Origin of the sequence: Methylophaga marina (assembly GCF_030296755.1) — a bacterium.
GTDB classification, from domain to species: domain Bacteria; phylum Pseudomonadota; class Gammaproteobacteria; order Nitrosococcales; family Methylophagaceae; genus Methylophaga; species Methylophaga marina.
In genome coordinates this window covers 819,450-838,597 of record NZ_AP027741.1, presented here as the reverse complement: position 1 = coordinate 838,597, position 19,148 = coordinate 819,450, and the positions used below count along the sequence as shown (strand labels likewise).

Annotated in this window: 20 protein-coding genes and 1 pseudogene; 19 read left to right on the top strand and 2 right to left on the bottom strand. The window is 37.0% G+C overall.

The window, feature by feature from the left end:
• The first annotated feature begins 91 nt into the window (after window positions 1-91).
• The 18 genes from QUE24_RS04250 (at window position 92) to QUE24_RS04165 (ending at window position 14,675) form a co-directional block, all read left to right on the top strand.
• Window positions 92-616: a glycosyltransferase gene (locus tag QUE24_RS04250; protein ID WP_286305410.1), complete on the top strand. Its 525-nt coding sequence runs from the start codon at window positions 92-94 to the stop codon at window positions 614-616.
• Complete coding sequence (locus QUE24_RS04245; RefSeq protein ID WP_286305409.1) at window positions 604-987, top strand: hypothetical protein; 384 nt, start codon at window positions 604-606, stop codon at window positions 985-987. Before QUE24_RS04250 ends, QUE24_RS04245 begins: the two co-directional genes overlap by 13 nt.
• Window positions 984-1,787 carry a TIGR04325 family methyltransferase gene (locus QUE24_RS04240; protein ID WP_286305408.1) on the top strand — a complete coding sequence of 268 codons (804 nt, stop codon included), beginning with the start codon at window positions 984-986 and terminating at the stop codon, window positions 1,785-1,787. The genes QUE24_RS04245 and QUE24_RS04240 overlap by 4 nt, the downstream gene beginning before the upstream one ends.
• Before the next feature lie 74 nt (window positions 1,788-1,861).
• Window positions 1,862-2,758, top strand: a complete 897-nt coding sequence (locus tag QUE24_RS04235; RefSeq protein ID WP_286305407.1) for a glycosyl transferase — start codon at window positions 1,862-1,864, stop codon at window positions 2,756-2,758.
• Between the two features lies 1 nt (window position 2,759).
• A complete protein-coding gene (locus QUE24_RS04230; RefSeq protein ID WP_286305406.1) occupies window positions 2,760-3,119 on the top strand; it encodes a sugar 3,4-ketoisomerase in 360 nt (119 codons plus the stop codon).
• The gene (locus QUE24_RS04225; protein WP_286305405.1) at window positions 3,119-4,201 is read left to right on the top strand and encodes a DegT/DnrJ/EryC1/StrS family aminotransferase; all 1,083 of its coding nucleotides are present in this window, start codon (window positions 3,119-3,121) and stop codon (window positions 4,199-4,201) included. Before QUE24_RS04230 ends, QUE24_RS04225 begins: the two co-directional genes overlap by 1 nt.
• A 3-nt stretch (window positions 4,202-4,204) precedes the next feature.
• A complete protein-coding gene (locus QUE24_RS04220; protein ID WP_286305404.1) occupies window positions 4,205-4,981 on the top strand; it encodes a glycosyltransferase family 2 protein in 777 nt (258 codons plus the stop codon).
• The gene (locus tag QUE24_RS04215) at window positions 4,968-5,783 is read left to right on the top strand and encodes an acyltransferase family protein (RefSeq protein ID WP_286305403.1); all 816 of its coding nucleotides are present in this window, start codon (window positions 4,968-4,970) and stop codon (window positions 5,781-5,783) included. Before QUE24_RS04220 ends, QUE24_RS04215 begins: the two co-directional genes overlap by 14 nt.
• Before the next feature lie 104 nt (window positions 5,784-5,887).
• Entirely contained in the window at window positions 5,888-6,934 is a 1,047-nt protein-coding gene (locus QUE24_RS04210; RefSeq protein WP_286305402.1) for a glycosyltransferase, read from the top strand.
• A 17-nt stretch (window positions 6,935-6,951) separates the two neighbouring features.
• Complete coding sequence (locus QUE24_RS04205) at window positions 6,952-8,202, top strand: glycosyltransferase (protein WP_286305401.1); 1,251 nt, start codon at window positions 6,952-6,954, stop codon at window positions 8,200-8,202.
• On the top strand, window positions 8,199-8,948 hold the full coding sequence (locus QUE24_RS04200; protein WP_286305400.1) for a glycosyltransferase family 2 protein: 750 nt from the start codon (window positions 8,199-8,201) through the stop codon (window positions 8,946-8,948). Before QUE24_RS04205 ends, QUE24_RS04200 begins: the two co-directional genes overlap by 4 nt.
• On the top strand, window positions 8,945-9,562 hold the full coding sequence (locus QUE24_RS04195; protein WP_286305399.1) for a DapH/DapD/GlmU-related protein: 618 nt from the start codon (window positions 8,945-8,947) through the stop codon (window positions 9,560-9,562). Before QUE24_RS04200 ends, QUE24_RS04195 begins: the two co-directional genes overlap by 4 nt.
• Window positions 9,546-10,466 (top strand): glycosyltransferase, encoded by a 921-nt coding sequence (locus tag QUE24_RS04190; RefSeq protein WP_286305398.1) that lies wholly within the window; start codon window positions 9,546-9,548, stop codon window positions 10,464-10,466. The genes QUE24_RS04195 and QUE24_RS04190 overlap by 17 nt, the downstream gene beginning before the upstream one ends.
• The gene (locus QUE24_RS04185; protein WP_286305397.1) at window positions 10,466-11,728 is read left to right on the top strand and encodes an oligosaccharide flippase family protein; all 1,263 of its coding nucleotides are present in this window, start codon (window positions 10,466-10,468) and stop codon (window positions 11,726-11,728) included. Before QUE24_RS04190 ends, QUE24_RS04185 begins: the two co-directional genes overlap by 1 nt.
• Window position 11,729: 1 nt before the next feature.
• A complete protein-coding gene (locus tag QUE24_RS04180) occupies window positions 11,730-12,761 on the top strand; it encodes an EpsG family protein (protein WP_286305396.1) in 1,032 nt (343 codons plus the stop codon).
• A gap of 21 nt (window positions 12,762-12,782) precedes the next feature.
• Window positions 12,783-13,733 carry an NAD-dependent epimerase/dehydratase family protein gene (locus QUE24_RS04175; protein ID WP_286305395.1) on the top strand — a complete coding sequence of 317 codons (951 nt, stop codon included), beginning with the start codon at window positions 12,783-12,785 and terminating at the stop codon, window positions 13,731-13,733.
• Window positions 13,730-14,281: a sugar transferase gene (locus QUE24_RS04170; RefSeq protein ID WP_286305394.1), complete on the top strand. Its 552-nt coding sequence runs from the start codon at window positions 13,730-13,732 to the stop codon at window positions 14,279-14,281. Before QUE24_RS04175 ends, QUE24_RS04170 begins: the two co-directional genes overlap by 4 nt.
• Before the next feature lie 124 nt (window positions 14,282-14,405).
• Window positions 14,406-14,675 (top strand): ComEA family DNA-binding protein, encoded by a 270-nt coding sequence (locus QUE24_RS04165; protein ID WP_286305393.1) that lies wholly within the window; start codon window positions 14,406-14,408, stop codon window positions 14,673-14,675.
• 42 nt (window positions 14,676-14,717) lie between these two features.
• On the opposite strand, the gene glnD is transcribed toward QUE24_RS04165, so the two are convergent.
• Together glnD and map are read right to left on the bottom strand one after the other, a co-directional pair.
• Window positions 14,718-17,336, bottom strand: coding sequence for a [protein-PII] uridylyltransferase (gene glnD / locus QUE24_RS04160; RefSeq protein WP_286305392.1), 2,619 nt, complete (start codon window positions 17,334-17,336; stop codon window positions 14,718-14,720).
• 15 nt (window positions 17,337-17,351) lie between these two features.
• Window positions 17,352-18,119 carry a type I methionyl aminopeptidase gene (gene map / locus QUE24_RS04155; RefSeq protein ID WP_286305391.1) on the bottom strand — a complete coding sequence of 256 codons (768 nt, stop codon included), beginning with the start codon at window positions 18,117-18,119 and terminating at the stop codon, window positions 17,352-17,354.
• A gap of 271 nt (window positions 18,120-18,390) precedes the next feature.
• On the opposite strand from map, the pseudogene rpsB reads away from it, so the two are divergent.
• Window positions 18,391-19,142: pseudogene (rpsB, locus tag QUE24_RS04150) on the top strand (30S ribosomal protein S2).
• Window positions 19,143-19,148: the final 6 nt, after the last annotated feature.

The window sequence follows — 19,148 nt, the reverse complement described above, 5'->3', positions numbered from 1 at the left end:
ATGGTTGGAAGACAAAATGCGAATCACATCCCACAATTCAACCATCTTGGGCTCATTTGATAGAACCTAAAAGGCCAAGTGACAATTATTAATGAAGAAGTTAGCACCAATAATATTATTTGTTTACAACCGCCCTATACACACAAAGCACACTGTTCAAGCATTACAGAAAAATACGCTAGCTTCACAAAGTGAGATTTTCATTTATTCTGATGGTGCAAAAAATGATAATCAAAGAGAGTTGGTAAACGCTGTAAGAAAGTATCTAAAAGAAATCGAAGGTTTTAAAAAGATAACCGTTATAGAGCGTCATGCTAATTTGGGTCTTGCAAATTCAATAATTGATGGTGTCACAAAAATCGTAAATGAATTTGGCAAGGTCATTGTGCTAGAGGATGATCTTGTAACAAGCCCATATTTTCTTAGTTACATGAATGATGGTTTATCTTTGTATGAAAATGATGAGAATGTAGCTTCCATACATGGATATGTCTATCCAATCGATAGACTTCCAGAGACTTTTTTATTAAAGGTGCTGATTGTTGGGGATGGGCTACATGGAAACGAGCCTGGAATATTTTTGAGCCAGATGGAAAAGTTTTGTTGGAAAAGTTAACGTCAAGAGGGTTGCAAAACGAGGCTGATTTCAATGGTAGTTATCAGTATACGAAAATGCTTGAAGATCAAATCATAGGAAAAAATAACTCATGGGCTATCAGATGGTACATGTCAGCATTTCTTGAAGATATGTTAACTCTATATCCTGGGAAATCCTTTGTTGAAAATATCGGTAATGATGGTAGTGGCACACATAGTGAAGAAACAAAAGTCTTTTCAGCTATTCCTAATGCTTGTTTTACTGAACTAACAAAAATAAACGTAGTTGAAAACTCTCATTGTCGGACACGGATAGAGGAATTCTTTTTATCAATGAAGAGAAATATTTTTTACCGTATCTACAATAAGATTATCAGAGTTTTTAAATGAATCAGTTAATAAAGTCTTTCATTCCACCAATATTGTTAAACGTAATAAAACGTTTTCGAACAAGAGAGTATGGCTGGGTGGGGAATTATACTTCCTGGGAAAGTGCACAAGCAGATTCTACTGGATATGACTCATCAGTCGTTCTTGAAAAAGTCAAAAACTCTTTATTAAAAGTTAAGAACGGTGATGCGGTTTTTGAGAGAGATAGTGTGCTTTTTGACGAGATTCAGTATTCATGGCCTTTATTAAGCAGTCTTTTAGTGTCTGGTTTCAATCATGCTGAGTTAAGAGTACTTGATTTTGGAGGTAGTTTAGGCAGTACTTACTTCCAATATAAAAAGTTTTTGAGTCTGATTGAGAATGTCTCTTGGTCTGTAGTTGAACAAGCTGGTTTTATAACGGTAGGTAAAGAACTTTTTGAGGATGAGCATCTTAAGTTTTTTTCCAATATTGAGGAATGTATGGCATTTCAGCAACCTAATGTTCTGTTGTTCTCCAGTGTTCTTCAGTATATTGATGAGCCCTATAAGCTTCTTGACAAGATATTAGCCTCTGACATTGAGTTTGTAGCAATTGATCGTATGCCATTTATATATGAAGACACCGATCAAATAAAAGTTCAGATAGTTCCTCCCTGGATATATAGTGCTAGTTATCCTTGCTGGTTTTTTAGTCATGGTAAATTTATTGAGTACATGTCATCCAGAAACTACTATCTCGTTGAGAGTTTTAAGGGGCTGGAAGGAGATGTAGATGGTGCTAGTTTCATTGGTATGCTTTTTAAAAAGCACATTGCTTAAGAATATTACTGGCTAAAGAAATGAATCACTACTGCACTCTATTTGATAGTAATTATTTAAGCCGTGGCTTAGCGATGTATGAATCCTTAAAGCTACAAACGACAGCTTTTCACCTATATATTTTCGCATTCGATGATAAAGCTTATAAGCTGCTAACAAAACTTAATCTCGAATTTGTCACTGTCATCTCTCTCGAACAGTTCGAAGATGAGAAGCTTTTATCTATTAAGCATACACGTGGAGCAGGAGAATATTGCTGGACATGCACACCTTCGACAATTAAATATTGTATTGAAACGTTTAAGCTGGATGAATGCACCTACCTCGATGCCGATTTGTATTTTTTTGGCGACCCAGCAATCTTAATTGAAGAAATGGGCGATAAGTCTATTTTGCTCACAGAACATCGTTATACTCCTGCGTATGATCAAAGCAGCACCAGTGGCATATATTGTGTACAGTTTATGACTTTCAAAAATACTTTTGATGGTATGAAAGCATTGAATTGGTGGCGTGAGGCATGTATTGATTGGTGTTTTGCTCATTTTGAAGATGGTAAGTTTGGAGATCAAAAATATTTAGATGATTGGACTGACCGGTTTGAGGGGGTGCATGTACTCCAGCATTTAGGTGGGGGAGTAGCTCCTTGGAATGTTCAGCAATACGACTTATCTAGCTCTCGATTTGAATTAATTTTTTACCATTTCCATAACTTCAAATTTATTACTAAAGACAAAGTCGAATTAGGTCTTTATTTTTTAAATAAAAAAAATATATCTCTTCTCTATAAACCCTATGTGATTCACTTACAGCAAATAAGCCAGATGATTCAGTCTCTTGATAGCTCTAGTTGTTATAGTGGTATTTCAGGAAAGAAACCTTTTCATTGGAAAGATCCGATTAGAGTTCTAAAAAGAAAAATGAAGAGAATATATAACGTCTATGATACCGATTTTATAACAAAGGAATAGAATGGCATATTTGATTGATTTACCAACGTTTGGTGATGAAAGAGGCAAACTGACAATCATAGAAAAGGTGCTTCCTTTCGAAATTAAACGGTTTTATTATGTTTATGATGTCAGAGGGAAAAGAGGTGGACATCGACATCACAAGACGGTCCAGGCTTTAGTTTCACTTGGCGGAAGTTGTGAAATATATATTAATAATGGCATAGAAGAACAAACGTTCATTTTAGATGAATCTGATAAGTGTTTGATTGTTGAACCTGAGGATTGGCACACGATGGATAACTTTACTCCAGGTTCCACATTATTAGTATTCGCCTCAGAGTATTACGATGTGAATGACTATATTGATGAGCCATATTAATGATCGAATATGAAAATTTAAGAAAGGTGAATGAGAAATTATTTGGAGATTACAAAGAAAGTTTTCAGAATTTTCTCGATAGTGGCTGGTACATATTAGGTGAAAATGTCTCTTTATTCGAAGATGCATTTGCCGACTATTGTCGTTCTGAATACTGTGTTGGTCTAGCATCAGGTTTAGACGCACTTATTCTTGCTATTGATGCCTTTAACTTCCCTGAAGGCAGTGAGATTATTGTTCCTTCAAATACATATATTGCGACGATTCTTTCTATTGTTCGTAATGGGTTTAAACCTGTTTTAGTTGAACCAGATATTAATACCTATAATATCGACCCGGCTAAAATAGAAGAAAATATTACTGATAAAACCAGAGCAATACTTGTCGTGCATTTATATGGTAAAGCCTGTGATATGGATTCAATATCTGCTTTATCAACAAAATATGATTTAAAAATCATTGAAGACTGTGCGCAGGCGCATGGGGCAACTTATAAAGCCCAAAAAGTTGGAAGTTTTGGGGTTGGTTGCTTTAGTTTTTATCCGACTAAAAATCTTGGTGCATTAGGTGATGCCGGTGCTATCACATGTTCCGACAAAGACTATCAAGAACGTATTCAAGCCCTGAGAAATTATGGTAGTCAGAAAAAGTACTACAACGATATTATTGGCTATAACTCCAGGCTAGATGAAATTCAAGCAGCATTTCTGTCTATAAAATTAAATGTCTTGGACGATATCAACAATCATAAACGTTCTTTAGCAAAACTTTATTTGGAACACCTAAATGACAAGTTCATCAAACCTGTTGTTGATGAAGATTATTTCGATGTTTATCACATTTTTAATGTTAGAACTGATCGGCGTGATGAGTTAAAAGAATATCTATTGAAGAACAACATCAAAACTGAAGTTCATTATCCTGTTCCTCCTATTAAACAAAAAGCGATGAAGAATGTTCTGCATGGGAACTATCCAATAAGTGACAAAATCCATCAAACAACGCTAAGTTTACCTATCTCATACTTTCATTCTGAAGATGATGTTTATCAAGTGATCGATATTATGAATAAATGGTGCTGATAAATGGTAAAAGATATCAATGCTATGCCATTAATTACGGTTATTACTGTTGTCTATAATGGTATAGATTTTATTGAAAAAACCATCTTAAGTATTATTAATCAAACCTACAAAAGGATAGAGTTTATCATCATCGATGGTGGCTCTACTGATGGAACAGTAGAAGTTATCAGAAAATATGAACATTTGATTACATGCTGGGTTAGTGAACAAGATAAAGGGATTAGTGACGCCTTTAATAAAGGAATCAAACTAGCAAGTGGAGAATATGTCAACTTCCAGGGAGATGGCGACGGTTTTGTGGATGAAATATCACTTGAAAAAGTAGCAAAACAAATTGGCTCTAGGAGACCATTATTAGTTAGTGCCAAAATACGTCGCATTGATGAGGACGGCAACACTCTCTATACTTCAAAACAACCAAAGAAGTTTTCTAAAACGTCTCTTTTATTCAAGATGTCACTACCTCACCAAGGGTTGTTTGTTCACAGAGACTTTTTTAAGCAATATGGCTTGTTTGATCTCAATAATACTTACTGTATGGATTATGAGCATTTACTTAGAGCTTATAAAGCGTTTCCAGATGTTCTTTTGGTATCTGATGTTATAGCAAACTGGCGAGCAGATGGTTTAGGTAATGGTAGAACAAAAGAGATCTTAGCTGAGTATCATAAAATCAAATTAGCCAATAAAGTCGCTTGCCTACCCGCATTGGTTTTTATCAAATATTTGAATTTGGCCAAGTACTGTATAAAAGTATCGCTGTATGGCAACAAATAGACTCGAATGGGTTGAGACATTAAAGTGTATTGGTATTGTTGTTGTCATACTTGGCCATATTTCATCGCCATTGAGTAGCTTTATCTATTCATGGCATATGCCTTTCTTTTTCATAATTGCCGGCTTTTTTCTTAAGGTTGATTTGAGTCCAATTCTTTTCTTTAAAAAAGAATTTTATCGTTTAATGATTCCTTATTTTATTTTTTCTCTATTGGCGATTTTTATTGAGTCAATAAAGAGACTTGTTTTAAATAGGGATATGCTCAATTGGAATGATGTTTTACAGGGCACATTGCTTTGGATGGATATAAATACGTTAAGTGACACATATGCATTCGTTCTGTGGTTTTTACCAGCATTATTATTCGCACGATTTAGTGTCTATTTAGTAATAAGATATATCCAATTTAATTGGTTTCGTTGGTTCACTCTTTTTCTACTATTTTTGATTGGCACTTATATAGAGCTGCCTTTTGCTATAGATGAAGGTTTAAATGCTGCGCTTTTTGTTTATATAGGTTGGTGTCTATTTAAAGAAGATAATAACTTCTTAATACTTGGTTGTATCATGCTAGGCTGCTTATATTTATTCTTCGGAATACCATCATTAGATATGGCATCTAAGAGTTATCAGAATCCTTTACTCAATATTATCTGGTCAGTTAGTTTTTCTTTTTTGATAATCACAGCTATTAGAAAGCTAGATATTAACCCTCATCTGATATTAATTTGGGGGGAATACAATGCTTTTATTTATAATTCACCCATACACAAACAATATCGCAACCTTGATTGTAGATAAATATATGAGTGGGTTCTGGTTTATCAAACTATTTATTTCTTTATTGATACTTCAGTGCGTGATCTTATTTAAGAGTCGTTACAGAAACTGGAGACTATTTAGATATGTATGACTATCTGATTGTCACTCATATCCCTGCTTTTTATAAAGTCAATTTATACAACGAACTCTCCAAAAAGCTGAATATTTATGTAATTTTTATTGCTGAAAACACTATTGAGCAAAGAGCTAATGATTTTAATGTGACCAAGGGTCTTAAATTTCCTCATTCCTTTTTAAGTAAAGGGAGTTTCCAGAATCGAAATTTAAAAGTTAGTATTTCTGCGCTGAAGAGTGTGCTTGGTTCAGTTAAATATAAGAGGTTACTTATTCCTGGGTGGGATTTACCAGAATTTTGGTACTTGGTTCTTTCTCACCGAAAGTCTCAAAACTTTCTGGCTTTAGAATCTACAGCTATTGAAAGTTGCCATAACGGTATTAAAGGATGGATCAAACGTTTTTTTCTAAACCGCGTTGGAAGTGTTTTAGCTAGTGGTAAGGAGCATATTCATCTTTTAAATAATCTCAGATTTAAAGGCCAGATTATAACTACAGGTGGTGTTGGAATAATCAATAAACCTCTCTTTGATAGACAAAAAAAACAATATGAAAAAAAGTTTCTATTTATTGGACGACTCTCAGAAGTCAAAAATATTGATTTATTGGTAGATGTTTTTAATTGCCTGCCGGATTATGAGCTTACTATTATTGGCGATGGTCCTCTATACAATTCTTTGAATATGTCTGTAAAGACTAATATTCATTTTCTGAGTAAAGTAGATAATAAGGTACTTGTAGATAGTTTCCTGAGTCATGATATTTTAATTTTACCTAGCTTAAGTGAGCCTTGGGGACTGGTAATTGAAGAAGCACTGTATTTTGGCGTACCGGTTATTGCATCAAGAAATTGTGGAGCTAGTGAATTAATTATGGACGGTTTGAATGGTTTCATCTTTGATCCTTTTGATAAAGAGCAACTGCTTTCTATAATTCAATCAATTAACGTTGATAAATATTCAGAACTACTCAGTGGTGTAGAAAAGTTTTCTATTAATGAAAAAGATAATAAGCAAGTCGCAGCGTATACCTCAGCAATACTTAATTTTGACTAAATTGAGAAGTCCCTAGAATGAAATTTATTTCGTATTCATTTCAACAAGGTGGAGCCGCGATCGCTGCAAAAAGGTTTGTTGAGCTTGCTGAGAAAGTGCTGAATAGGGAGGTCGAGTTAATATCTGTTAAACAAGGGCTTACATTTCATTTTCTGAAAAGAGTTATGGCATTTCTCTTAGTCAAACTACAAAATGATCGTAATCCTATCAAACATTCATTGAATTTGTTTTCTTATAAACCGTTATTAAATGAGTTTAGGCAAAATCAGCATACGCTTCACCACATTCATTGGATAAATAACGATACCTTGAGTATCTTTGATTTCGATAAAATACCGTCAGGTTCAATCATTACCCTGCATGATGAGTGGTTCTACTGTGGAGCCGAACATGTCTATAAAGTAGATGATGATTCATTGGATTTTATCAATGGATATTCATTGAATAAAAGAAACATACTTGGCATTAACTGGAACTTTATTATATGGAAAATTAAATATAAAAAGCTCAGTAGTAGACAAGATATCATCTTTACTGTGCCATCCAAATGGATGCTCAACAGAGCTTCTAAAAGTTTAATCCTCAAACATTCCAATATAAGACTATTGCCTAACCCAATTGATACATCGATTTTTAAGCCTCTCCACAAAGAACATCAATTACACTACAGAAAGTTGATTGGCATTTCTGAAGAGTCGATAGTGATTACTTTTGCGATATTCAACGGTAAAAATAATACACTTAAGGGTAATTCACAGCTTATAAGCGCGTTGCAAGAATGGAAGAGAGCTCTCTCTGATAAAGAATCAGAACGTATTACTTTAATTGTTTTTGGTGGGAATAAAAAACAATCTTCCATGTTATGTGGTTTTAGATGTGTAGAGATAGGCAGGATCAATGAGCAGGCTGAATTAGCATTAGTTTATTCAACGTCTAGCTGTGTTGTCGTTTCATCGCTAGTTGAGTCATTTGGTCAAGTAGCTGCTGAGGCTGCTTCATGTGGTGTACCTGTTGTCTGTTTTGATACCTCTGGCCTTAGAGATATTGTCATAGATAATGTAACAGGTTTTGTTGCTGAACGATTTAAACCAAAATCACTGATGAATAAATTACAATGCGCTATTTCAATGAGTGATAGTGAGCAACAAAAAATGCGAAGCAATGCTAGAGAACATATTCTGACTCATTTTTCTTACTCTATAGTTGCTCAGAAATATGCAGAAATTATCAGTGATGCTGAAAAAATAAAAGCTTTGAATACTAAATGAAAATATCTATCATCACTGTCTGCTTCAATGCCGCGGAAACAATAAAATCCACAATTGATTCTATCGCTTCTCAAAGTTATCAGAATATTGAACACATCATTGTGGATGGCGGTTCTCAAGATGGTACACGTGAGATTATTGCTTCATCAGACTCTGTTTCGAAATACATTTTTGAATCGGATGATGGTATCTATGATGCAATGAATAAAGGAATAAAAGCCGCCTCTGGTGACATTGTCGGTATTCTCAATGCCGATGATTTTTATGCAAATGAAAACGTTCTGAGAAATGTTGCTGCTGCTTTTTCAGACCCTTTAATTGATACTGTGTATGGTGATCTTGTTTATGTTGATAAAGAAAATACGGATAGGATCATAAGATACTGGAAGTCACGATGCTTTGTCCCTGGTCTTTTTCAACGCGGCTGGATGCCTGCACATCCTACTTTTTTTGTCAGAAAACACTATTTTGATGAACTTGGGTATTACGATACTGAATATAAAATTCAGTCTGACTTTGAGCTCACCATGCGGTTTCTAGAAATTTACCGTCTTACATCAGTGTACCTTCCTAATATAATGATAAAGATGCGAATAGGTGGAGCGAGTAATAACTCGTTAAGAAATATTATTAAAGGGAATATCGAGTCTTTTAAGGCATGTAAAAAAAATAACCTGAAAATTCCTTTTTATTTCAATTTAATAAAAACAGCATCACGACTACCTCAGTTCTGGCAGCGTCCATGAGACATTTATTGAAGCGTTATGGTTTTTTTGGCTCTATTAGGTTAGCGAGTGCATTGGTCGTAACCAAGATTTTTTATAAACCTGCTCGCCTTATACGCTTGCCTTTTTATATTCGCGGACGCTCTGCCGTTAAATGGGGGAAACATTTTACAACGGGTGTTGGGGTCCGAATTGATGCGCTTGGAACAAAACCACATCAGATCGTAATTGGTAATCGAGTGCAACTTAATGACTATGTTCACATTGGTGCTGTTGATCAAGTGGTGATTGGTAATGATGTTTTGATTGCAAGTAAGGTCTTCATTACTGATCATAATCACGGCTGCTACAGTAATGAACATATTGAATCATCACCAAGTGAGAATCCAACAGACCGGGAACTGTATTCTGCCCCGGTAATTATAGAGGATAAAGTCTGGATTGGAGAGTCTGTGTCAATCATGCCTGGAGTAACAATAGGTCAAGGTGCCGTCATAGGGGCTGGTTCAGTTGTTACTAAGGATGTTGATAAAAATACTATTGTAGTAGGTTCTCCAGCTAGAATAGTCAAAAAATACTGTTTCAATACAAAACGATGGATCAAAGTAAGAAATCAGGATGAATCTACCAAATAAAAAAGTAGCAGTGCTTCTGGCTACTCATAATGGAATAAACTGGATTGAAGAGCAAGTTCATTCAATACTGGAGCAAAGGAATGTTGATATCAGACTGATCATATCTGATGACGGTTCAACTGATGGGACATATCCCCTTGTAAAGCAACTTGCAAAAACTGATGCAAGAGTGACTCTGTTATCAGATCATTCTGCCGTAAACGGTGCCGGGAAAAATTTCTATCGGCTAATTAGGCAGGCTGATATTTTGGATGCTGATTTTGTAGCTTTTGCTGATCAAGATGACATATGGCTGAGTAATAAACTTGAATACCAGACTCATACATTGATTAAACGAGATGTTGATGCGACATCAGGAAATGTGGTCGCTTTCTGGGATGATGGACAACGTGCTTTTATTAATAAAGCCCAACCTCTCAAGCAATTAGATTATCTATTTGAGTCAGCTGGACCTGGCTGTTCCTTCTGTGTAAATAGAGCTTTGTTTGATGAGCTTCATGACTTTGTTCAGAAACATACCGATGAAAACCTTCCAGATCTTCATGATTGGCTAATTTATGCTTATGCAAGAGCGGCTAATTATCAATGGTATATAGAACAAAGACCACTCTTAAAATATCGACAGCATCTACACAATGTGGTGGGTGTACATAAAGGCTTCCGAGCATCTATAAAGAGATTGGTGACAGTAAAGCAGCGGTGGTATAGAAATCAGGTTCAACTACTTTCATATTTACTTTTAAGCTATTGTCAGGAAAGAAAGACATCTAAATCTCTTATGCATCGTATGGTTAGATTAAACTTCTCTGACAGGTTTGTACTGGCATTTAATGTCAGTAAGTTCAGGAGGGAGCGCTCTCATCAATTAGTATTATCATTAATGCTAATTACATATGTATTCTGATGAAGTTATTTGATTTTTTTAGTAAAAACTCATGGTGGAGTTTATTAGGTGGTGTTTTACCCGCATGCGCAGCTGTTATTTGTCTGCCTGTATTAGCTCTTCTACATGGAACTGAGATTTTTTCTTATGTTTCTCTTTTGTGCTCCATTTTTTTGTTCTTAGTTGTGTATGACTTTGGTTTATCAAGAAGCCTTCATCACTTTATACCCTCATTAGAGTCAGAGAAAGATATTAGTGAGTATCTCAAATCAGGGATGTTTATCGGGGGGCTCGTAGGACTCGTAGGAATGGCAACAATTTATTTCTTCTCTGAGCCTTTTATAACTGGCTGGTTAAAACCTGCCGAAAAAATTCAGAATGAGTTGATTAACTCATTCAAGATTGTTGCTCTTGGCCTCATCCCTTCAATCTTAATTTCGGTGTATAGGGGAGCTTTAGAGGGAAAAGGTGAATTCAGAGTAGCTAATATTGCAAAAATGGTGTCTGGATGTAGCCTTTTTTTATTTCCCCTTCTTGTATATCCGCTCTCATCTTCGGTTTCTGCAGTAGCTGTTGCCTTGGTGACCTCTCGAATCTTTTCTTTCTATTTTTATTATTTATTATCCAGTAATTATTTACCTTCAATATTTAGGGTTGGAGGTGTTAAGAAGTTAAAAAATATAATTAATTATAGTTTTTATGCCGCCATAGCTGGATTTATATCATCAGGTTTTATTTTCTTAGATAGATTCTTTGTCGCAGGATATCTTTCAACGAGTGAATTATCTGTTTATATATTAAGTCAGGACATTATGAGCCGTTACCTTCTTTTACCCTGGTCTCTCGCTATTGTTTTAGTGCCCATTATGGCTAAGCCTGATAAGAGTCGTGAACAAGAGTATGCAGTTATTAACTGGTATAAAAAGGTTAGCTTGCTCAACTTATTTTACCTTTTAGGATTACTGTTGTTTTCTTTCATTATCACCACTGTTTTTGCTATGGAAGTGATTGATAAATCAGCTAGTATTATTGTACTTGTCTTAGCTGTCGGTGTTATGGCTGCGGCCTATTCACAGTTACCTTTAGTCAGTTTGTTTGCGAAAGGTAAAGTTAAATCACTCATGTTCGTTTTTTTGTTTGAGAGTTTTCTATATGTGTTGATCGCACCTAATGTATTTCAGACTTATGGCGTCCTAGGTGCTAGCTTTGTATGGTCAGCGAGACTCGTTTTTGAAGCTTTGCTTTTGCGTAGCATGCTAAATAGATATATCCGGAATAAATAAAGTGGAATTTATAAAGTTTCAATTAAAGCGAAATCAAGTACTAACTAATACCATCTATCTCACCTTGGGTTTTATTGCATTTTTATTAATGATCTCTGCGTCAAAAGACTGGAAAGATTACAAATGGTTATTTTTGCTTATTGAAGAAAAAAGCTGGATGGACTTGATTCTCTCATTTTCATTAACTCATGAAGTTGTATATTTCTGGAGCAGTAAGTTTTGGGGTGAGTTGATCGGTTTTAAATCATTTATCTTATTGACGACGATCGCCCTGTTAACGCTAAAGTTAAATTTCTACCAGAAAATGAGTGATAGAGCATGGCTAACCATTTTCTTTTATTGCTGTTTCTACCTTTTTTTATTGGAAGGAACTGTTCTCAGAGTTGCTTATGCTACCGCTCTAGTGATAATGGCGATTTATACTTTGTACGATAAGAAGCCAGTATTAAGCTTCTGCCTAATTCTCTTGTCATCACAAATTCACTTCACTTGCTTAGTTTTCTTGATTATATTTCCAATTTTCTATAGCAAACATTTTTTTACTGCTTTGGTAATAGTCTTCGTGCTATCACCCTTATTTATTTTTTTTAATATTTCACTCTTCCAGATAATAGAATTATTGTCGGCTTATATTAATCAAAAATATTTATTTTATGCTGATCCTACTATCGTTAGTGAGCAGAACCGCACTGGGCTATTCTTCTACTTTTTAGCGATATTTTATGCATTAAACCTTTTTGTGGTTTATACACTTAGAAACTCTATTTTTTCTGACCCTAAAGTGAGAGTTTTAGTTGGAACAGGACTTATGGGTATTATATTTATGTCAACGATGTATACTCATGTCGCACCTGCCACGCGGTTAGCGGAGTTGATGATGATTACGCTACCACTCTATTTGACGAGTGTTTTTTTAGAGTGGCAGAAAAATAAATATTATTGGGTATGTTATTTACTAATCACCTTTGCAGTGCTTTACGCTTTAGCAAGATTTGTATATCTGTACCCTTCATTAATTCCTTTTCTCAAATAAAAAAGTTGTTACATTAAATCAATGCGAATTTTAATTACGGGTGCAAATGGTTTTATTGGACATAATGTTCTCGCTTCATTGTCTAGAGAGAAAGAAGTTGAGTTGGTCGCATTACAACGAACAAACCCAAATCAATCTCTAGCAGAAATTGAATATTGGCTTTATCCAGAAATAAACCGAGAGACTATTTCATCAATGGATTTGAATTCAATTGATGTGATTATCCATACCTTAGCCGCTATTGAGACTCCTCATAAAAGCGATTATGAGAGAAAGCTTGGGTATCAAAAAGTGAATGAGAAGTTAACTCAGTTCTTAGCGGGTCAAGCTGCTAATGCCGGCGTAAAACAGTTTATCTTTATAAGCTCAGTCAAGGTTAATGGAGAAGAAACCAAGGAAACGGGACAGGCTTTCAGTGAAACTGACATACCTTCCCCTGAAGATGAATATGCTTATTCAAAATTAGCAGCTGAGAATCACTTAAAAGATATCTGTCTTAACTCGAATATGACATATACGATAATACGACCTCCTCTGGTTTATGGACCCGGTGTTAAAGGTAATTTTGAGAAACTGATAAAACTCGTAAATAAAGGATCACCACTTCCTTTCGCAAAAATGAAGAACTGGCGCTCAATACTTGCAGTTGATAATTTGAGTAACTTTATATGGACTTGTATTCAGCATCCAAAAGCTAAAAATGAAACTTTCCTGATTGCCGATCAGAATGATGTGGCTACCTCTGATTTAGTTATTGCCATTTCTGAAGCCTATGAGAAGTCACTGAAGCTTTTTTATATACCAAAAAGACCGTTGAGATGGTTATTAGCATGTTTAGGAAAAAAACATATATATCGGAAGTTATATAGTTGTTTAATTGTCAGAAAAGATAAGGCAAAAACTATACTTGGCTGGGAGCCGGTATCTGATCTACCTAGCCAATTGAAAAAAATGGTAGAGAGAGAGAAATGATAAGAATTTTAGATGTTTTTTTTGCTTTAACTGGACTTGTTGTTTTCTTTCCTTTGCTCATTTTATTGTTCCTTATCGGGATTTTTGACTCGGGGAGCCCTTTGTTTTATCAGCAAAGAGTGGGAAAAGATAAGGTATTTTTTACCCTGGTTAAATTCAGAACTATGCGTAAAGACACCGCTCATGTGGCAACGCATTTGGCTGCGGAGTCTTCAGTCACACCTTTCGGGCGGTTTCTCAGAAGAACAAAGTTGGATGAACTGCCTCAACTTTGGAATGTATTGAAAGGCGATATGAGTCTAGTTGGGCCCAGGCCTTGTCTGGAAAGCCAGCATGAGTTGATTGAAGCAAGAAACAAACTGAATGTATTTTCGGTGCGTCCCGGTATTACCGGCTTAGCTCAGGTCAATGATATTGATATGTCGACACCTGAGTTGCTTGCTGAAACAGATGCTAAGATGATTGCTTCATTTTCAGTAAGACAGTATTTTTATTTAATCTTCCTAACCTTAACTGGCAAAGGAGCAGGGGACCGCATCAGGAAATGACTTGTGAGCCAGCTCACACAATGCAAAAAGTTTGTTTGATTTCCGTTTGTTTTTTCATCTAATCTAAAGCTTCAGTTTCAGGAGAAACTGTTTATGGATTTAGTTTTAACACGGAGTATGGATTATGTTACGAAAATCACTTTTTGCATTAGTATTATCTCTTTTTCTGAGCAGCTCTTTTGCTTTTGCTGCCGACAAGATTGATCTCAACACGGCAACCTCTGAACAGTTGCAGATGTTAAATGGTGTTGGAGCGTCAACGGCGGATGCCATTATTCAGTATCGTGATGCTCATGGTGAGTTTAAAACCGTTGATGAACTCACCAATGTCAAAGGTATCGGCGAGAAGAAACTACAACAGCTTTCTGAAGATCTGATGGTCTCCAAAAAATAAGAGTATTTGATGCAGAAAACGGCATGTCCTACATGCCGTTTTTTATTGGGACAAGCTACTCAAAAGTTGCTCTCTAAGTGCGTTTTCTTCTAATTCATCAAGTGCATTTTCACTGGCAGTGGTGATAAAAAAGATGTCTTCCACTTGGTCACCTAATGTATTAATTTTGGCGTTGATCAGCTGAACTTTGCATGCCAGAAACACTTGCGCGATAGCCGATACCAGTCCTGGTCTGTCATGTGTATGCAAAGACATAACAGTATGGTTTTGCTGCAGATTTGTTTCAAAATCAATATTCGGTTGTGTCTGAAACAGCTTCATAGTCCTTGGCGTGATGGTCGGACTGTAGGGTTTGACGTGGGACGTGTTCGCTAATTGTTTTTCAAGCGAACGGGTAATTTGTCTGGTATCTAGTCTGTCACCATTAACGATAAACGTATTTAATGCGTCATGTTCATTGGTGACATTGATTTTTGCGTCCAATACATTGAGTTGGCATTGCTCAAGCGCTGCCGTTATGGCGGCAAAAATGCCAGCCCGATCATGAGTGACAATAAAAATTTCTAGCGTCAGTTGATCATTATGTTTTCTCAGTGCGATTAATGGATCGTCATCCATATGATCTAAACGTTGCTCTGATTGCCAAACGAGTTCATCAATTGAATGCCTGAGGAAGTAGTCCAAATCATAGGCATGCCAGAGCTGACTGATATCTTCTTGACTACGGCCGTTAGATAGCAGTTGTTGCATCGCTTCCTGGTATTTTTTGTAGCTCTTTTCACGTGTACTTTTTGCTTGAGCCTCAGTATGTTCAATCCACTGGTGGGTGCTGTGGTAAAGCTGTTTCAATAACGAATCTCGCCAACCATTCCACAAGTTATTATTAGTGGCTCTGATATCAGCAACCGTTAATAAATAGAGATAATTCAGTCGTTCTGTTGTCTCTACCAAGTCAGCAAATTTTTTGATGACAGTCGGATCTTCCAAATCACTTTTCTGAGCCGTCGTCGACATAGCAAGATGGTATCTAATCAGAAAAGCGACGATATTCGTATCATATTCACTGAGGTTATGTCGCTCACAGAATGCTTTTGCATCAACCACACCTAAGACGCTGTGATCTCCACCTCGGCCTTTGGCTATATCGTGGTAAATACCTGCGATATAGAGTATTTCCGGTTTAGGCAGTTGATTAAACACTTCAGAGCAAAGAGGAAACTCTTCTCTGTTTTCTTCACAGGAGAAGCGTCTTAAATTACCTACTAAAAATAGAGTGTGTTCATCAACCGTATAGGCATGAAATAAATCATGCTGCATTTGGCCGACGACGCGTCCGAATTCAGGCAGGTAAGCACCTAAAACCCCTAATTCATTCATACGTCGAAATTCATGTGTCACACCTTTAGGCTGACGAATAATTTCCATAAATAAAGTTCGGTTTTTTATATCACGGCGGAAATTATCATCAATTAAGTGTAAGTGGGCATGAATCTGACGAATAGTCGACGCTCTGACTCCTTTGAGTTCCGGGTTTTGTTGAAGAATAAGAAAGACTTCTAATAAGGCATATGGATAGTAAGCAAAGATGCCAGGGTTGATTGTTTCAAGATAGCCATTATGTGATTGGAAGCGACGATTAATTACTCTGACTTCACGAGGTTCATCGGCGAGGATAATTGTCTCTTCAAACAGCTGTAGTAAGAGACTATTCATTTGCCTGACAGAGCGGGCACAACGATAATAATCCTTCATGAATTTTTCTACAGCGAGTCGAGAGTCGTCGTCTTTATACCCCAATTTCTTAGCGAGTTCTCGCTGAAAGTCGATCATCAACTTTTCTTGTTTACGACCTGCAAGGTGATGCAGTACAAAGCGGATTGTCCACAAAAAGTTTTGCGCTTTTTGTAAAGTTTCATATTCGCTATTCGCCAGAAACCCTTTTTGACGAAGTCCTTCCAGATTTTTAACATCGAAATGCTGTTGAGCTACCCAGTTGACGACCTGAATATCTCTTAGGCCTCCAGGTGATTCTTTAATATTTGGTTCGAGGTTATTGGCCGTATCGTTATAGCGTTGATGACGATCTAACTGTTCTTGTCTTTTTAATTCAAAAAAGCGTCTAGTGTCCCAGGTTTTATTGGTGACTGTCAGTTGTTGCAGTGATTCAAACAACGCACTGTGGCCACACAATAATCGTGCCTCTAATAAGTTAGTGGCGATAGTGATGTCATCTTCTGCTTGCTGACGACATTCCTGTATCGTTCTGACGCTGTGACCAATTTCCAAGCCCACATCCCAGAGTTGAGTCAGAAAACTGGATAAAGAATCTGGTGGCGTGTCTGAGATGGATTCATCAAGTAAAATTAATACATCAATGTCAGAATAAGGATGGAGCTCTCCGCGTCCATAACCACCTACGGCAATCAGACTGACAGGTGTGTCATCACTGATATGTTGCTGCCAGATTTGCGTCAGAATCTCATCAACAAACGAGGCGCGTTGATACACCAAGTCTTCAATAGAACTCCCAGCATCGAATTGTTGCTGGAGATATAGCTGGCCTTGCTTTAAAGCTTGTCGACAAATTTCATTGGTGACCTCTGCATCAGAAGGAATCACTAAGTTTCCAACTTCCCAGATAGATAGAGTCTGCTGAGGCATACAACACCTTATAGATTAAACGGTTTCTTCTTCACGTAAGGTCAGAATGTCATATCCGCTATCAGTCACTAAAATGGTGTGTTCCCACTGTGCTGATAAAGAACGATCTTTGGTTACGACGGTCCAGCCATCAGGCAGTTGCCGAACATGACGTTTGCCTGCATTAATCATTGGCTCAATAGTGAATGTCATGCCTGCCTTGAGTTCGAGTCCTGTGCCCGGAGTACCGTAGTGAAGGACTTGAGGATCTTCGTGAAAGACCTGGCCGATACCATGACCACAGTACTCACGAACAACGGAAAAGTTTTCTTTCTCGGCATAAGTCTGAATGGCATGACCAATATCACCCAGACGGATGCCTGGTTTAACCATTTCAATACCGACAAACATGGATTCACGGGCAACACGACAAAGACGTTGGGCCAAGATAGAAGGCTTACCAATCTGAAACATTTTGCTGGTATCACCGTGGTAACCATCTTTGATAACGGTGATGTCGATGTTGATAATGTCGCCGTCTTTGAGTTTTTTCTCACTGGGTATGCCATGGCAGATGACATGATTAACAGAGGTACAGATGGAGCGAGGAAAACCATGATAATTTAACGGGGCAGGAATGGCTTGTTGTTCGTTGACAATGTAGTCATGACAAATCTGATTGAGTTCTTCAGTAGTGATACCGGCTTGGACATGCGGTTCAATCATGGTCAAAACGTCAGCGGCAAGTTTTCCCGCTACACGCATTTTTTCAATTTCTTCGGCAGTTTTTATACTGACAGCCATTTAAATTCCCTGCTAATTTTGAAATGAAGTTTCAGATATCAGACATAGTTTGCCGTAAATCGGCTTTGGTCACCAGTGATCATTCTAGGCCAAGCTGGTAATTGTTCTTTTCGCTTTGTTTTGTTGCTTAAGTGTGGAATAATATGCGCGCCGAAAGAAGGCAAAATCACACATGTGCCGTCACAGGTGTCGGGGTGCTATTAGGTCTGACCTAATTAGTCGACAACTGGGGTACGTGGAGGTTCAACCCCATACTATTAAAGGTATAATCATGGCTAAAACAACAATGCGCCAAATGCTTGAAGCAGGCGTACATTTCGGGCACCAAACCCGTTACTGGAACCCAAAAATGGGCCCATACATCTTTGGTAAACGTAACAATATCCATATCATCAACTTAGAACATAGCTTGCCAATGTTCAACGATGCGTTGAATTTTGTCAGCAAACTGGCTTCTAAAAAAGGTCGTATCATGTTTGTCGGTACCAAACGTGCTGCACAAGATGCGATTCGTGAAGATGCTGAACGTGCAGGTATGCCATACGTCAACCGCCGTTGGTTAGGTGGTATGTTGACTAACTTCCAAACCGTTCGCCAATCAATTAAACGTCTGGATGCTATCCAGGACATGATCGAGTCTGGCAAAACTGAAGGTCTGAAGAAAAAGAAGTCTTAGATCTGGCTCGTGAACAAGAAAAATTAGAAAAAAGCATTGGTGGTATCCGCAAAATGGGTGGTTTACCTGATGCAATGTTTGTTATTGACGTTGAACATGAACGTATTGCTATTCAAGAAGCCAAAAAATTAGGCATTCCTGTTATCGCTATCGTCGATAGTAACAGTAATCCAGATGGCGTTGATTACGTTATCCCTGGTAACGATGACTCAATGCGTGCAATCCGTCTATACACTGCAAACATTGCTGATGCCATTCTGGAAGGCCGTGCTTCTGTGACAACAGCAGATGCAAAAGAAGAATTCGTAGAAGTTGCTGAAGAAAGTGCTGAATCAGCCAGCGAATAATTTCTA

Excerpts from the sequence above, each read along its gene's own strand:
- QUE24_RS04225 (WP_286305405.1), top strand. The coding sequence starts at position 3,119 with ATGATCGAATATGAAAATTTAAGAAAGGTGAATGAGAAATTATTTGGA.
- QUE24_RS04170 (WP_286305394.1), top strand. The coding sequence starts at position 13,730 with ATGATAAGAATTTTAGATGTTTTTTTTGCTTTAACTGGACTTGTTGTT.
- QUE24_RS04190 (WP_286305398.1), top strand. The coding sequence starts at position 9,546 with ATGAATCTACCAAATAAAAAAGTAGCAGTGCTTCTGGCTACTCATAAT.
- QUE24_RS04240 (WP_286305408.1), top strand. The coding sequence starts at position 984 with ATGAATCAGTTAATAAAGTCTTTCATTCCACCAATATTGTTAAACGTA.
- QUE24_RS04230 (WP_286305406.1), top strand. The coding sequence starts at position 2,760 with ATGGCATATTTGATTGATTTACCAACGTTTGGTGATGAAAGAGGCAAA.
- glnD (WP_286305392.1), bottom strand. The coding sequence starts at position 17,336 with ATGCCTCAGCAGACTCTATCTATCTGGGAAGTTGGAAACTTAGTGATT.
- QUE24_RS04220 (WP_286305404.1), top strand. The coding sequence starts at position 4,205 with ATGGTAAAAGATATCAATGCTATGCCATTAATTACGGTTATTACTGTT.
- QUE24_RS04215 (WP_286305403.1), top strand. The coding sequence starts at position 4,968 with ATGGCAACAAATAGACTCGAATGGGTTGAGACATTAAAGTGTATTGGT.
- map (WP_286305391.1), bottom strand. The coding sequence starts at position 18,119 with ATGGCTGTCAGTATAAAAACTGCCGAAGAAATTGAAAAAATGCGTGTA.
- QUE24_RS04210 (WP_286305402.1), top strand. The coding sequence starts at position 5,888 with ATGTATGACTATCTGATTGTCACTCATATCCCTGCTTTTTATAAAGTC.
- QUE24_RS04195 (WP_286305399.1), top strand. The coding sequence starts at position 8,945 with ATGAGACATTTATTGAAGCGTTATGGTTTTTTTGGCTCTATTAGGTTA.
- QUE24_RS04165 (WP_286305393.1), top strand. The coding sequence starts at position 14,406 with ATGTTACGAAAATCACTTTTTGCATTAGTATTATCTCTTTTTCTGAGC.
- QUE24_RS04250 (WP_286305410.1), top strand. The coding sequence starts at position 92 with ATGAAGAAGTTAGCACCAATAATATTATTTGTTTACAACCGCCCTATA.
- QUE24_RS04200 (WP_286305400.1), top strand. The coding sequence starts at position 8,199 with ATGAAAATATCTATCATCACTGTCTGCTTCAATGCCGCGGAAACAATA.
- QUE24_RS04185 (WP_286305397.1), top strand. The coding sequence starts at position 10,466 with ATGAAGTTATTTGATTTTTTTAGTAAAAACTCATGGTGGAGTTTATTA.
- QUE24_RS04175 (WP_286305395.1), top strand. The coding sequence starts at position 12,783 with ATGCGAATTTTAATTACGGGTGCAAATGGTTTTATTGGACATAATGTT.
- QUE24_RS04205 (WP_286305401.1), top strand. The coding sequence starts at position 6,952 with ATGAAATTTATTTCGTATTCATTTCAACAAGGTGGAGCCGCGATCGCT.
- QUE24_RS04235 (WP_286305407.1), top strand. The coding sequence starts at position 1,862 with ATGTATGAATCCTTAAAGCTACAAACGACAGCTTTTCACCTATATATT.